Origin of the sequence: Blautia caecimuris, from assembly GCF_024622975.1 — a bacterium.
GTDB lineage: Bacteria > Bacillota > Clostridia > Lachnospirales > Lachnospiraceae > Blautia_A > Blautia_A caecimuris.
In genome coordinates, this window is record NZ_JANJZT010000002.1 from 252,382 (window position 1) to 266,804 (window position 14,423).

Annotated in this window: 15 protein-coding genes and 3 pseudogenes; 6 read left to right on the forward strand and 12 right to left on the reverse strand. The window is 38.0% G+C overall.

Features of this window, described 5'->3' with window-relative positions; genetic code table 11:
* Window positions 1-3: 3 nt before the first annotated feature.
* Both NSA57_RS02600 and NSA57_RS02605 read left to right on the forward strand, forming a co-directional pair.
* Complete coding sequence (locus NSA57_RS02600; RefSeq protein ID WP_009261811.1) at window positions 4-288, forward strand: transposase; 285 nt, start codon at window positions 4-6, stop codon at window positions 286-288.
* Window positions 285-1,199: an IS3 family transposase gene (locus tag NSA57_RS02605; RefSeq protein WP_257463905.1), complete on the forward strand. Its 915-nt coding sequence runs from the start codon at window positions 285-287 to the stop codon at window positions 1,197-1,199. The genes NSA57_RS02600 and NSA57_RS02605 overlap by 4 nt, the downstream gene beginning before the upstream one ends.
* A gap of 28 nt (window positions 1,200-1,227) precedes the next feature.
* Here NSA57_RS02605 and NSA57_RS02610 read toward each other — a convergent pair whose 3' ends face one another.
* From NSA57_RS02610 to NSA57_RS02645, 8 genes and pseudogenes are all read right to left on the reverse strand, one after another.
* A complete protein-coding gene (locus tag NSA57_RS02610) occupies window positions 1,228-1,371 on the reverse strand; it encodes a hypothetical protein (protein WP_257463906.1) in 144 nt (47 codons plus the stop codon).
* 378 nt (window positions 1,372-1,749) lie between these two features.
* A pseudogene (locus tag NSA57_RS02615) lies at window positions 1,750-2,031 on the reverse strand (substrate-binding domain-containing protein); the annotation flags it as partial.
* Between the two features lie 188 nt (window positions 2,032-2,219).
* Complete coding sequence (locus NSA57_RS02620) at window positions 2,220-3,032, reverse strand: MBL fold metallo-hydrolase (RefSeq protein ID WP_257463907.1); 813 nt, start codon at window positions 3,030-3,032, stop codon at window positions 2,220-2,222.
* A 53-nt stretch (window positions 3,033-3,085) separates the two neighbouring features.
* Window positions 3,086-3,913, reverse strand: a complete 828-nt coding sequence (locus tag NSA57_RS02625) for a carbohydrate ABC transporter permease (protein WP_257463908.1) — start codon at window positions 3,911-3,913, stop codon at window positions 3,086-3,088.
* Window positions 3,913-4,776 carry a carbohydrate ABC transporter permease gene (locus tag NSA57_RS02630; RefSeq protein ID WP_257463909.1) on the reverse strand — a complete coding sequence of 288 codons (864 nt, stop codon included), beginning with the start codon at window positions 4,774-4,776 and terminating at the stop codon, window positions 3,913-3,915. Before NSA57_RS02630 ends, NSA57_RS02625 begins: the two co-directional genes overlap by 1 nt.
* Before the next feature lie 59 nt (window positions 4,777-4,835).
* Complete coding sequence (locus NSA57_RS02635; RefSeq protein ID WP_257463910.1) at window positions 4,836-6,167, reverse strand: ABC transporter substrate-binding protein; 1,332 nt, start codon at window positions 6,165-6,167, stop codon at window positions 4,836-4,838.
* Window positions 6,168-6,332: 165 nt separating this feature from the next.
* Window positions 6,333-6,758, reverse strand: coding sequence for a hypothetical protein (locus tag NSA57_RS02640; protein WP_257463912.1), 426 nt, complete (start codon window positions 6,756-6,758; stop codon window positions 6,333-6,335).
* Complete coding sequence (locus NSA57_RS02645; RefSeq protein WP_257463913.1) at window positions 6,725-7,417, reverse strand: transposase; 693 nt, start codon at window positions 7,415-7,417, stop codon at window positions 6,725-6,727. The genes NSA57_RS02640 and NSA57_RS02645 overlap by 34 nt, the downstream gene beginning before the upstream one ends.
* A 294-nt stretch (window positions 7,418-7,711) precedes the next feature.
* On the opposite strand from NSA57_RS02645, the gene NSA57_RS02650 reads away from it, so the two are divergent.
* Both NSA57_RS02650 and NSA57_RS02655 read left to right on the forward strand, forming a co-directional pair.
* Entirely contained in the window at window positions 7,712-9,469 is a 1,758-nt protein-coding gene (locus tag NSA57_RS02650) for a sensor histidine kinase (protein WP_257463914.1), read from the forward strand.
* Window positions 9,466-11,055: a response regulator transcription factor gene (locus tag NSA57_RS02655; protein WP_257463915.1), complete on the forward strand. Its 1,590-nt coding sequence runs from the start codon at window positions 9,466-9,468 to the stop codon at window positions 11,053-11,055. Before NSA57_RS02650 ends, NSA57_RS02655 begins: the two co-directional genes overlap by 4 nt.
* A 148-nt stretch (window positions 11,056-11,203) precedes the next feature.
* Here NSA57_RS02655 and NSA57_RS02660 read toward each other — a convergent pair whose 3' ends face one another.
* Window positions 11,204-11,917, reverse strand: coding sequence for a transposase (locus tag NSA57_RS02660; RefSeq protein WP_330671284.1), 714 nt, complete (start codon window positions 11,915-11,917; stop codon window positions 11,204-11,206).
* 102 nt (window positions 11,918-12,019) lie between these two features.
* Between NSA57_RS02660 and NSA57_RS02665 the strand changes: the two genes are divergently transcribed.
* Both NSA57_RS02665 and NSA57_RS02670 read left to right on the forward strand, forming a co-directional pair.
* Window positions 12,020-12,313: a transposase gene (locus NSA57_RS02665; protein WP_257463916.1), complete on the forward strand. Its 294-nt coding sequence runs from the start codon at window positions 12,020-12,022 to the stop codon at window positions 12,311-12,313.
* Window positions 12,313-13,167 carry an IS3 family transposase gene (locus tag NSA57_RS02670; protein WP_257463917.1) on the forward strand — a complete coding sequence of 285 codons (855 nt, stop codon included), beginning with the start codon at window positions 12,313-12,315 and terminating at the stop codon, window positions 13,165-13,167. Before NSA57_RS02665 ends, NSA57_RS02670 begins: the two co-directional genes overlap by 1 nt.
* Before the next feature lie 40 nt (window positions 13,168-13,207).
* Here NSA57_RS02670 and NSA57_RS02675 read toward each other — a convergent pair.
* From NSA57_RS02675 to NSA57_RS02685, 3 genes and pseudogenes are all read right to left on the reverse strand, one after another.
* Window positions 13,208-13,657: pseudogene (locus NSA57_RS02675) on the reverse strand (group II intron reverse transcriptase/maturase); the annotation flags it as partial.
* 265 nt (window positions 13,658-13,922) lie between these two features.
* The gene (locus NSA57_RS02680; protein ID WP_257463918.1) at window positions 13,923-14,123 is read right to left on the reverse strand and encodes a hypothetical protein; all 201 of its coding nucleotides are present in this window, start codon (window positions 14,121-14,123) and stop codon (window positions 13,923-13,925) included.
* Window positions 14,107-14,423, reverse strand: a pseudogene (locus NSA57_RS02685) (hypothetical protein); the annotation flags it as partial. The gene NSA57_RS02680 and the pseudogene NSA57_RS02685, both read right to left, overlap by 17 nt.

A 14,423-nucleotide genomic window follows, 5' to 3' on the forward strand; every position in this document is an offset into this window, starting at 1 on the left:
ATTATGGCAAAGCACTATGATAAACAATTTAAGCTGGATGCAGTCCAGTACTATCATGATCACAAGAACTTAGGACTGCAAGGCTGTGCTACAAACTTAGGAATCAGTCAGCAGACATTATCACGCTGGCAGAAAGAACTGCGTGAAACAGGTGATATTGAAAGCCGTGGTTCCGGTAACTATGCTTCTGATGAAGCAAAAGAAATCGCACGATTAAAACGAGAATTACGAGATGCACAGGATGCCCTTGAAGTATTAAAAAAAGCAATCAACATTCTGGGAAAATGACGGAAGCCATTTATCTCGAAGTTACGGAGATGGCAGAAACTGCCCATAAGGCGAAGCGCCGAGTTTCTGTCTTCGGAATGTTGAAACATCTTGGCGTTTCTCGTTCTGGTTATCATGCGTGGCTAAAACGTGTTCCTTCTAATACGGAAAAAAGACGTAAAGCCGTAAAAGCTAAAATTCAGGATATTTACGATGAATCCAAACAGAATTATGGTGCCCCTAAAATCACCAAGGAATTGCGTAAATCAGGAGAAATCATCTCCGAACGTACTGTTGGTAAGTATATGAAGCAAATGGGCATCAAAGCCCAGTGGGTCAAGCCATGGACGATCACAACCAAAGATTCTGACTTCAGCAGCGAATTAAAAAATATCCTTGATGAACAGTTTAATCCAGAACGTCCAAATGCTGTTTGGTGCTCTGATATCACTTATATCTGGACGATAGACGGATTTGTTTATCTGACCAGTATCATGGACTTATATTCCAGAAAAATCATTGCCTGGACACTTTCCAAAACATTGGAAGTATCCTGCGTGATTGAAACAATAAAGAAAGCCAAAGCAAGACGCAATATCGATAAGCCTTTAATTCTGCATTCAGACCGGGGAAGCCAGTATGTATCAAAAGAATACAAACATGTAACCGCAACCATGCAGTGTAGTTATTCTAAAAAGGCATATCCATGGGATAACGTATGTATTGAGTCGTTCCATTCCCTGATTAAGAGAGAATGGCTGAATCGGTTTAAGATTCGAGATTATGACCATGCATATCGTTTGATTTTTGAATATTTGGAAGCATTCTACAATACGAAACGAATTCATAGTCACTGTGATTATATGTCACCAAACGATTATGAAGAGCTGTATCGTAGACTTCCGCAAGACGAATTGCAGCTGGCAGGTTAAGATGAGGAAAACCTCATTTTAACTTGTACTAAATCTTGGCATAGGACCATTCCAGATATTCAATCATTTCCTTTTGTTTTTGGATAAATTCCTCTTGTATCTCAATCTGTTTGAGGTAACCAGCGAGAAGTTCATCACGTTTTTTCAATTCTTCTTTTAAATCGATGTCCATAAGAAAACCTCTCTTTCTTATGAAAGAGTATAACAAAAACATAGAAAAAAAGCGAATTTCCCAAAATCGTTCTTTCGTCAATTTGACTGTGGATAAGTATTCGTTTTGCGATTGAAAAAGCATTGATATCAGCCATGAAACTTCGAAAACGGGCTCTGAAATCCAGAATCTGGTGTATAACTTTGTCCCAAAAGAACGGCAGGAAAAACTATAAACACAGTTTTTCCTGTCCAAAATGAATATCCACAAAATAAAAAAATAAATTTCGTTATTTTTTACAATGACTTATGCATACCTCTGAACAGTAACTGCAGTTTTTTATATCTATATTGAACACTCATATGAGTGAATCAAACTTAATTCAATTCTGATGAAAACTCATCCTGGTTTTCGGACAGTCTCCCCCGTTGCGATTGCAAAAGCAAGGTTCAGCATTTCCTGGGCCTGTCCTTCTTTGTCATTATATACTGTGCCAATCATCTCGCCTCTCTTTACAGCAGCCAGTCCAACGTCGGTACCATCAATACCTACTACTCCTGGCCAGTCTTCTTTTGGGATCTTCGAATCCCGAAAGGCATCAATTGCTCCAAGAGCCATATCGTCATTATTTGCAATAATCAGTTCAATCCTTCCAGCATACTGGGTCAGCAGAGCTGCTGTCTTGGTCTGAGCCTACGCTCTGTTCCAATTGGCAATCGCATATCCCAGTTTTTCTAATTCCACGCCATTTTCTATCAGAGTATTCACAGAATATTCTGTCCGTACGATAGAGTCCTGATGTCCGGCTTCTCCTTCAAGCACCATATATAAAGAAAGAGCACCAGTTTCCTAATGCTCTTTGTTCTTCATTATTCTTTTGAATAAAGTGCTGCAAAATCGCCATTATAAAGACGGCTGTTTTTATACTTATAAAATGGTGCATGGAAAAAATGAACTTTTTCAACTTTTGCCTGCAATTCACCAGATAAAATCATTTTCCCACACATCAGGGCTTCTTCCGCTTTTTCAATTGAAATCAGACAATGCCCGCCACCACAGACATCAAATGAATCTTTTCTTGCAAAAATTCTTTTTCCGGCCTCATACCATTCTTTCAATAAAGCCTCACGATCGCTGGCAGAAGCGCAGATCAATTCCAGATCATTTACATTGTCACCAGAAAACAGAACTCTGTCTTCTTCATCCAGAATACATACAGATCCAGCTGTATGTCCTGTCATCTCATATACAACCAGCTTTTTATCTCCAATGTCAAAAATGTCCCCATCTTTAAAAAAATGAAATACTGGCTTCTGATCATTTCTCAGTTTTTCAGAAATACTCAGGCTGCCAGGTGCAATAGCACCGGCACTTTCCATATTCTTTAAATATCTTTCCCTGTCTTCCACCTTTATATTCAGTGCAGCCTGATAATCGCCTTCATTAATATAAACTTCTTCAAACTGACCACATCCGCCGGCATGATCTACATGACCATGAGTGATCAATACAATATAGGGATTACCCACCAACGATTCTACCAACCCCTTAAAATTACCAATTCCAGTTCCCGTATCAATCACCGCAGACATTTTGCTGCCCTTTACCACATACATAGCGTCCAGTCCACTCTCATCAACATGCCAAACACCTTTTTTTATCTCATTTACAGTCCAACACATAGTTTCTATCTCCTTTACTATTAACCGTCACTATTCATCATAACCAGCTAAACTTAACCCTTCACTGCGCCCTCCGTTACACCTTTAATAATGTGTTTCTGACAAAGGACATAAAAAATAATTACCGGAATAATTGCCATAACGAGCGCTGCAGAACCCAGGTTCCACTTCTTCGTGTAAGCACCGAAGAATAAATATGTTCTAAGTGGAAGGGTTTGTGTTCCGCTCCGGTTGATGGTCAAAGACGGAAGCAGATAATCATTCCAAAGAGACATAACATTCAGGATGGCAACGGTTACTGCAATTCCTTTAATCAGAGGCAACACAATTGTGAAAAATATTCTTGGCTGACTGGCGCCATCAATTGCCGCAGCCTCTTCCAGTTCCACCGGAACGTTTTTCATAAATCCATGGAATAAAATAATCGACATAGAAGAACCAAATCCAAGATTTACAAGCATCAGTCCCGGCATATTGATCATATTTAATTTTCCCATTTCTGCCAGCAGTGGAAGCATGACACACTGAAATGGTACAAGCACTGCAACGGAAAAAATGGTAAATATCAGTCTGCTTGTTTTGGTTTTATATCGTACCAGCACCCACGCTGCCATAGAACAGCAGATCACATTTGCAGCCGTTACCGTACATGTTACAATCAGAGAATTCTTGATGGCATTCAAGTAATCCAGTTCTTTGAATGCAGAAACATAATTGTCCAAATTCATGGTCTCAGGAAGCTGGAGAACACTCATGTAGATTTCTTTTAAAGATTTAAATGAGTTAATAAACAATAATAAGATCGGGAAGATAAAAAACGCCGCCAGCATAATACAACACAGGATAATCACTGTTTTAGAGATTATTTTTTTTCTCTGCATTACATCTCCACCTCCTTAGATTTTGTAAACATCAACTGACTTACTGTAATAAATGCAACTACAATAAGGAAAATAATACCTTTTGCCTGTGCCATTCCATACATATTTCTTGAGAATGCCGTGTTACAGATATCCATAGTAAGCATTTCCGTGGCTTTCGCAGGACCGCCTCCAGTTAAGGTCAGGTTCTGGTCATACAGTTTAAAGCAATTTGTCAGAGTAAGGAAAAGTCCAATGGTAAAAGCAGGCATCATTAACGGAAGCTTAATTTTCCAGAAACACTGAAAAGCACTCGCACCATCAATTCTCGCAGATTCCAACAGATTTTCCGGAATATTCTGTATCTGTGCAATGTAAATCAGCATCATATATCCACTCATCTGCCATACAACAAGAATAACCAGTCCCCAGAAACCTGTAGACTTAGTAGAAAGCCAGTCACAGAGCCAGTTAATTCCAAGAATTTCTCCAATACTGTCAAATACATCACAAAAAATGAACTGCCATGCAAAACCTACCAGTACACCACCTACCAGATTAGGCATAAAGAATATACTTCTGAATAAATTTTTCCCTTTTATATTTTGAGTTACCAGCATAGCTGCTGCAAATGCAACCACATTTACCGCAATCACTGTTATAATTACAAATTTAAAAGTAAAAACGAAAGCATTTTGAAAATAAATATCACGAACTGCACTGATATAATTGTCTAAAAAAACAAAATCACAATTTGCATGGAGTCCGTCCCAGTCTGTAAAAGAATAATAAATGCCTGTTAATGTAGGAATTACAACAGCAATACAAAAAGTAATCAAACAAGGAGCAAGAAAAAGCCAGAATATTTTTTTTGATTTACGCATATCGTTTCCTCCATAAAAGGACAGCCAGAATATCGTCCGGCTGTCCTGAAACTCTTTCTTTATCTCATTTCTGCCCAGTTCGCTTTGGCTTCTTCGATGACAGCATCCCACTCTTTTTCACCGGCGATATAGCTCTGGATTCCAGCACCTAATAAATCAGACCAGCCATCCGGATAACCTCCAAATACTAATGAGAAGGTATTTCCTTCTTTTGCATATGGCTCGCATGCAAGACTGATAACATTTTCAGATGGAAAATCTTCAAAATTATCAAATGGAACACTGATATTAGAAGTAATCATTGCTTTTCCTTCGTCAGACATAAGCAGCCAGTTTACAAAATCTTTTGCAGCAGCTTTTTTTGCATCATCTGAATTCTTGTTGACAACAAAATAGGAAGCAATACCATAACAGATATTATCTTCATCCACACCCTTTAAAGGCATTGGAAGAACACCAATATTTTCACGAAGTTCTGGATCAATTTCGTCGATTACAGGAGCAACCCACTGTCCCATCTGAATAACAGCTGTTCTTCCGATACAGAAGGAACCACCCATTGCACTGTCATAATCAACTCCAACCAGCGCTTCTGGTTTGTCTGCGTCAGGAGAATATTTTACCATCAGATCAATGTAGTCCTTTAATGCATCTGCATACGTAAAATCAAGAGACTCCGCTTCATAAGTATCAAATGCCGTTCCAAGCTCTGCCTGAATTGCCGGATTTGCACCATGATTTGCAAGTACCCAGGATTCTGCTGCCGGAAGTGAAACAACTGCTTCGAGATCCGGGAACTGATCTGCAAGTTCCCCTGCATCAATAGCATCCTGAACCTTACCAAAGGCCGCATCAATATCATCATAACTCTTTAATGTAGAACCATCGATACCGCAAGCTTCAAAAACAGCTTTGTTATACAGCATTCCATAGCACACTACGCCTGATGGTGCACCAACTATTGCATCCTCGACTTTGCAGTCATCGATATTGTTTTCATATATATGCTCCACCCACGGCTGATCACTGAGATCTTCAATCATGTCCCCAAATGTAGCAAAATCAGATGCGCCTTCCATAACCACAAGATCCGGTGCCTGACCACTTGAGATTTCAGCCTTTAATGTAGAACGCCAGTCTGTACCGCCTCCAACTAATTCAAGATTAATTTTCACGTTCGGATGAATTTCGTTATAAGCAGCAATTTCTTTCTCATACAGTTCTTTTCCTTCTACGGAATAATTAAAGTATGTAATTTCCGCATCCTCCAGCTCCTGATATTCATAATCTCCGGATGACTGCTCTTCTGCATACACTGCAGACACATTTCCAGAAAATAAACCTGCTGTTGTTGCCATTACCAACAAGGTACTGATTACTCTCTTTCTCATAAGTTAAATCCTCCTGTTCTTTGATATCTTTATTATATTCTCATCCATAGTAATTTTCGATTCCAGAATAATGACATCCTATACCAAATTTTTTACCTTCTCTTTTTTTCCGAGTCTCATATGTTATAATACTATAAATGAGCAAATTTGAAAAATTGCACAAAACTACACTACAAATTTCATAAATGAATCAAAATCATTACTTTCTTTTGCGCATTGAAAAAGATAACGATACTTTTCCAGCTGAATGGTATCACAGATTTCGTGATATCCAGTTTCAAACGAACAAAACCTACCAGTACCCACTGCACACATGAAATGTGCCAGTGACATAAGTAGCCAGTACCTTTTGATTCCCTGTGCAGAGCGTATCTGATAGCCGTCCAGTGCCAGTTTATCCTTACACTGGCGAAAAAATACTTCAATAGGCCATCGACACACATACCAGGAAAGAATCTCCTGTGTAGATAGGGCTGCGTTTGTACTGATGAAAGCACGCAATGCTTTGGGATCACCAAATGCCTTTTCCGGATAACTCAAAAGAACTACCGCATTTTCTATGCCGTTGAGGTTTCCCTCGTACCGGTACACATAATAGTTTCATTTTTGACTGTCACAAGGTCAAATTCACTATGTGTAACAGACAATTCGGCGGCCAGTTCACTAAGTTTCTTTTTCATTCCCGATGGATACAGCAAACGGTTTGTTTTCAAAGCACCGATGGTATGGAACCCCCTCTGTGCAAAGGTATTGATTATCTTTTCAGAAACATACCAGCAGTCACAAAGAAAATAGGACATTACCGGTGGAACAGGCAGCTCCTTTGCAATGTTTTGTACAATGTCAATCTTGGAAATTGACTTATTGTACATTACAAAAGCATAGTTCAGAACAATACCATTGCAGGAAAGCATAACAGCAACTGCCTGATGCCCGTAATCCTGTTTTCCCTTTAAATGGGATTGGTGAAAATACGCATCTTCAATGGGATGTAAAGCCTGTGACGAAGGCTTTGTCTTTGAAGCGATCGTATCGTCCACAATACAGAAAACAGGCTTTCCGGTGCGTGCTGCTTCTGAATAAATAATCTCAATGACAGAGCATTTTAACGTATCTGAAAGTAATGAATCATCCCATTTTCCGGAATTGAGGAAATGGGCAATCGTAGTTCTGTGACAGGAACTGTTTTTAGCAAAGTCCGTGGTTTTTCCATGGTATCCTGAAATGAAAATACTGATTAGGATACTCATAAGATGGTTTATTACTCGGTACGAATAAAATTTGCATAAGTTTAATTTTTTAAACTGGTTGTATATGAATGAGGAATGATGTATAGTATTTGCGAGAGACACCTTCTTTCGTAAATGTTGCAAATGTTTGTTTAGGCACTTTCATTATACAACACACGGAATCGAGGTGTCTTTCTTTTATGCAAAATCACGAACTTGCTCATTTATAGTTATAATAAAAAAACATAACTGTGAGGATACTGAACAGTTACAAAAAGACAAAATATCTAATACATTTATCGGAAAGAGGTTTGTATGAAGCAAAAAACAACTCACCCTGTCAGCATTCGAATTAAATACACGCGTTATGTGATTCCTATCTTACTGATCACATTTCTTTCCATCGGAGCAATCGATACCATATTTTATTTTCACTCAGTAAAAGAATCCTCTGAGAATGAAAAAACAGCCTACGCTAGTACGGCTCTCACATCCCTGGAATCCTATTTTACTCAGTTTACCTCAGATTCCAGTATCTTTTGCTATAAAAATACAACACAAAACAATCTTATAAACATAACACAGGATGATGGACAGGAATTCCAAAAGCTTTTATTAAATGACGCCCCCTATTATCCTTCTTTAAGTGTTAACTATTCAGATAATGTATTTTTTATCACTGACAGCGGAAAACTGATTTCAACAGCCAGCAACTCATCACAGCCAGTATCTGGTTTTTCCCCGTCTTGCATTTCAGAAATTCTGAAAAAAGGTGATGATTACCACGGATTACCTTATATCTTTGAGATCAGTGATGCTTCAGACAAATTATACATGTGTCGAACTATTTATCAATGGACTGGAAAAACTGAGACTACAGGAAAAAAACGTCTTGGCACACTGGTTGTGGAGTCCAAGGCTGCTGTTTTTGATAAAATCTTTTCCCTGAACAGTAACGTGTACCAATTTGTTTTAATTGACAATAATCATCATATTTTCAGGAATACTACTGAACTTTCAGAACAGAATATTATTGAGCTCATAAAAACTGAACGTTTAAATACACAGATATATAAATATACAGCAGATTCCTTTTCCACCAGCATAAGTAATCTGCAATTATTGCTGATAACCAATCAGTCTCTGGTTTATAAAGGAACCCGCACGTTCGTGATCCTGCTGCTTTTTCCATCTATTCTTGCTCTAATCGCAATTATCGGAGCAACACGTTTTATCTCCCGAAGTATAGCGGATGAATTTGACTATTTCATGGAAAAACTAAATAAAACAAAAGCAATTGATAATGATGCATTTATCCATATGAATAGTTCCATTGAATTTTCCCAGTTATCCAATGTTTACAATCAGACTCTTTCGCGTATCCGTGCATTATCTGAAAAGATCCATGACCAGGAAATTCTTACAAAGAATATTGAAATTGAAAGTCTCCAGGCACAGATCAATCCACACTTTCTTTACAATACTTTGAATTGTATTTCCGGCCTGATAGATATGGACAGAAAAGAAGAATGTCACCATGCACTGAATTCACTTGCTGATATTGAGCGCATGTCCCTGAAAGGCAAACCATTCAACACACTGGAAGAGACCTTGTATTATGTAAAAGAATATACCTATATACAAAAACTTCGTTTTGGAAATAATCTGACTATTTTAATTGATATTCCCAAAGCTTTATACCATTGCTATATTCCCAAGCTGATTCTCCAGCCTCTGATTGAAAACGCAGTGATCCACGGAACCTCCAAAATTTCTGGCAAAGGCATCATTGCAATCCTTGGAAGTACAGATGGTGCCGATCTGCAGATTTGTGTAAAGGACAACGGTCCAGGTTTTTCCCAGGAATTCATGGAAAATTTTTCCAAAAGTTCTCAGCAAAAGCCCTCCACCGCTTACGGAATTTACAATATCGACAAACGACTGAAGCTCTATTATGGCGAAAATCATGGACTGATCCTGCAAAATAACGAAAACAATGGAGCATGTATCACGGTTCGTCTTCCTTTGAAACTAGTAGAAAAACCAATTGAGAAAGCAGGACATCTGAAATGAAAATATTACTTGTTGACGACGAAGCAATTGCACTTCAGACAATGGAAAATATAATCCGGCAGTCTGACTTTAAATCTCACACCATCCTGACAGCCACTAATGCAGCTGATGCCTGGACCATCATTCAGACAAAGCATCCTGATATTCTGTTCTCGGACATTCAAATGCCCTGTGAAAATGGAATCCATCTTCTTCAGAAAATATCTGAATCACAATTAAACCTGCCGGTCATCTTTGTCTCCGGATACTCCGAGTTTTCTTATGCACAGGCGGCTTTGAGATATGATGCCTTTGATTACCTTCTTAAACCATTGAACAGTGACATATTCCTTGCCTGCTTAAAGAAAGCCATAAATGCAGTTCAGGAGCAGGGAAATATAGAGAAACAAAAAGAAATGCTTTCCAGATTTTTTAAAGAAAATCAGAGTCTTTTGAAAAAACAGTTTATGGAAACTTTGCTGATCAATCCTGTCACCAGTTTTTCTCCTGAACAGCTCCGGCAATGTCTTTCACTTGGTCTGAATCCAGATTTGTTCTATTTGATTGGTATTAAGTGTAATACCACGAACAGTATGAACATCCTGCAGAATCAGGAATACTATATTTCTTATTCTCTGTCGAAAAAGATTAATAAAGACTATGACGGTATTGCATCATGCTATATTGGAAACATTGTATATATTCTTATGCCTGTTACATCTGCTGACCCTGTTGCAGAAGTTAAAAGCCTGGCATATTCACTGATCTGTTATACCAGGGAAAAACTTTTTTCTTCTATCACAATTGGAATCAGTGAACTCGGAAACTCTATTCAACAGTTTCCTAAGCTCAATAAACAGATACAATATTGTTTTTCTTATAAAGCTTCCAACATCGTTTCACCGGAAGACAGTATCTTATTTTTTGCAGAAATAAATGATTACAATTCCAGTATTATTGAGATTAACGAAATCATTTCCAATCTGATCAATGCCATTCAGACACGTAATCTCAATGATGCACTGGAAATCGGAGATGCTTTTTTTTCACTGATACAGAATGAAAATCTGCTCACTCAACAGGATGCTATCAAGCTAGTCGAATTAAACCTTCATATTCAACTGAAAAATTTTCTGGATGATTCCAGGGACAGCAGCTATCTTACTGCTCCGATGACACGCTACTGCATGGAACAACCCTGCAGCGAACACAGCAGAACTATTTTTTCCAACTGCATCAAAAACATTATCCAGGAACTGTCCTGTGTCACTACACGAAACACAGGAATAATCGTTAATACCGTTATAGAATACATAAATAAAAACTATGAAAAACAAATAGGATTAAATGATGCCGCAGAATTTATAAATCGCAATAGCTCATATATTTCCCGGTTGCTAAAGAAAGAACTCTCTATGGGTTTTTCACAGCTTCTCACAGAACGTCGAATGGAAGCCGCTAAGGAGCTTCTTGCCCATACTACTATGAAAGTATCTGACATTTCAGAAAAAGTAGGCTATACTTCTACCAAGTATTTTAACCAGGTTTTTTATACTAATTTTCAAATGGCACCTACTGATTATCGTTTTATCATGAAACAGTTATAGAATGTTAAAACAAGGTCATCCGAAAAAATATCGGAAGACCTTGTACTGTCTCTGAGATTTCATACGTAAACGCTCCATAGTGGGTACCCCCACTTATGGAGCGTTTACTATTGTTTACTGTCATTCCTTACTATTTCTTCAGTGTATTTTACACTAATACTGGATTTGGAGCATAATTACCCAAGCCCTTTCGGAATCCAAAGAGCTTTCGGAAATTTAATGCAGCTATTTTGCTTCCAAAGAAAAATTTACCACGCTGTTTACCTCTTGGAAGTTTATCAAGATGATAATTCTTTCGGATGTTAGCAGGAATAGTTTCTACACCATTTCTCAACCTTGCTAAGTTACTGAATTCTTCACTCTGCATGTATCTTTGGCTTTTCGCTCTGTTAGATGCATTTTTTGAAGCAATAAAAGTGGCAACTTTTTTATATATCTTTGGACGGCGCTGATCTTGATATGGGCAACCAGCACAATGATTACGGTCAAATGATACTCTGCATTGTCTTGTTGATTTTGTAAAACTCTGGCTTATAGGCTCATGACCTGCGGCACATTTTAACAGACGGGTTCCATCCTCATTAAATTCAAAGTCAGCCAAAGCATCTGGAGCCTCTTTCCCTATCAGAGCTGTTGTTACCAGTTTGACATTTTTCTCCTTTGCAAGAGCAATGTTATCCTGTCCGTCATAACCACCATCTGTAATCAGAATGATTTCTTCTTCGGACTTTTCCATTGCTGAAAGCGTATCCTGAAGGAAATGACTATCGGTATGTGTATTTTTATCAAACTGATAATCTGTGATTACAGAGCCATTCTTACCAACTGTTTCTTCAAGATTAGCTGTATAACCTCGGTACAGTTTACCGGATTTTTTTCTATAAGTAGCTGTAGTGGTAAACTAAATTTGTAACACCTTGTTCGGATAGTATATAATATTTATTATCCAAAGGAGGGACCAATCATGGCCACACGTTACAATGAAAATTTTAAAATTGAAGTAGTCAAAGCCTATATGGCAGGTGATCGCTCAATAAGTGAGATAGCAGCTGACTACAATGTTGCAAAAAGCACCCTCACCGGGTGGGTAAAAAAACATGGTGAAGAATGCCAATATAAAACTACCACTAAAACATCACAGGAAGAATTCGAATCTGCAAAGGAAATCAGAAGACTGAACCAGCTTCTTCATGAGAAGGATAAAGAAATTGATTTTAAAAAAAAAGCAGCGGCATTCTTTGCAAAGGAAATCGATTAGTGGTATATCGATTCATTGACAAAAATAAGGAGCAATTTGGCTTAAGATGGTTGTGCAGACATTTTAAGATTAGTCTTAATTGTTACTACAATTATCTGAAAGATACGAAAAGAGATTATTACGAGCAAAGATTTATGGTTTATGAAAGGATAAAGTATATCTATTACAACAATAATAGAACTATTGGATATCGGCCTATGAAAATCTTTCTACAAAGATATGGTATACATCTGAGTACAACAACCATCCATAAATATATGAATAAGGATCTTAATCTGTCTGCTATAGTTATGAGAAAAAAGCCAGGTTACAAAAGCTGTAAAAAACATAAAATCTTTGATAATCTCTTAAAACAAAACTTCAACGTCGATGAAAAAAATAAGATTTGGTGCACTGATTTTACATATATGCGTCAGCCTAATGGTAAGTTTCGATATAACTGTACCATTATGGATTTATTTGACAGATCTGCTATAGCATCAGTCAATAGCGACTACATAAATACAGAACTTGCAATAGAAACACTTACGGAAGCCCTAAAAAAAGAAAAACCAAGCAATGGAATACTTCTGCACAGCGATCAGGGAGTACAATATACATCTTGGGAGTTTGTCAATTTTTGCAAGGATAACGGCGTAATTCAAAGTATGAGCAAGGCTGGCTGTCCTTATGATAATGCGCCAATGGAAAGATTTTATAATACTTTCAAAAATTATTTTTACTATAGATATACTTTTGAAAGTGTTGAGCAGTTAGATGAAATGACAAAGCAATACATTAACTGGTACAACTATGTGAGACCTCATTCAACGAATAACTATATGACACCAATGGAGTTTCGATATAGAGCATGATTTCCGAACAAAGTGTTACCAAAAAGCTTGACCAGTACAAACTATTATTGCTGAACTTTGCTTCGCAGATTGGTTTCATGATCTGCTTGATACATTGCTGTATCAACCTATCCCATATACATGGGATTCCCAGCGGACGTGTTTTTCCGTTTGGTTTCGGGATATCTTTCCGTCTTACAGGCTTTGGTCTGTAGCCGTGTTCGCTTCCCGTAACAATAAATCTCACTCTTTTTACCACATCATCAGGAGTTTGACTCCCAATATCTGTGATGTTCTTTTTGTCTGTTCTTGCCGTGTAGCTGCCTTTGTTCGCTTTGATGTTTCGGTACGCAAGTAAAATGTTATCCCTGCTCAGTATCAAATCCATAAGATTCTCAAATACTTCACCGTTCTGACTTTTTTGATATAGTTCATCAAAAGTACCTTGCATTCCGTAGTACTCCGCATGACGCAGGTCATCTACACATAATGTTTTACTTTTCTTTGGCATAAGGCATCACCTCCTCTCGAAAGTGACCCTTTTGGTCTTACTCGTAATCCTTATCATTAGACTGAATAATGCCTGTTTATTTCAACCGACTTGTGACCATTCCTCCGAGTTCCTCTTTTTCGCAGAACTCATCATAAGTTCGATCACGGCTTTTCAGCACCAGTTCACCTGCTTATTTTCTTCGTCAGGCTACCCTTTCCATCGATGATGCAGTCAAGATTGGCAAGTACCGTATCATTCATCAGCCTGCGAGGAATCTCCACTGTCAGCCATCCGGCTCTTCATTAGGCTGTTCCTGTGGCTGTTTTATAGCATCCGGCTGTGGCTGTGGTCTCATATCAAAGACCTTCTTGATGGTCCGCCTTTCTTCCTTTGCGTTGAGTCCCATCATCTGAAGTCCGGCTACCACCGTCTTCACCGTCTCCGCATCGGTGTCCTCAGTCCAGGAATCATAAGTGTTTCTCAACCAGGGGAATCAATCCCTGATCTGCCGGTAGCCAATCCACACTATATAATGTATCTTTCGTTAACCATGCTGAATCTTCATGTTCTTTCAATACCAAATCACCTGATTTAATCTTGCAGATAAAGCAATCCATGGATAAATGGAAGTTTGGATAATCATATTCAACTGTATCCAACAATTTCAGAACTTCAATTTCTGTATCAAGTTCTTCTTTGATTTCTCTAACTAGTATAGAATAAATTAAATTTCTGCTATATATTTTTGAGATGATGTATGGTAAAATAGTGTTATCAAAGAAAG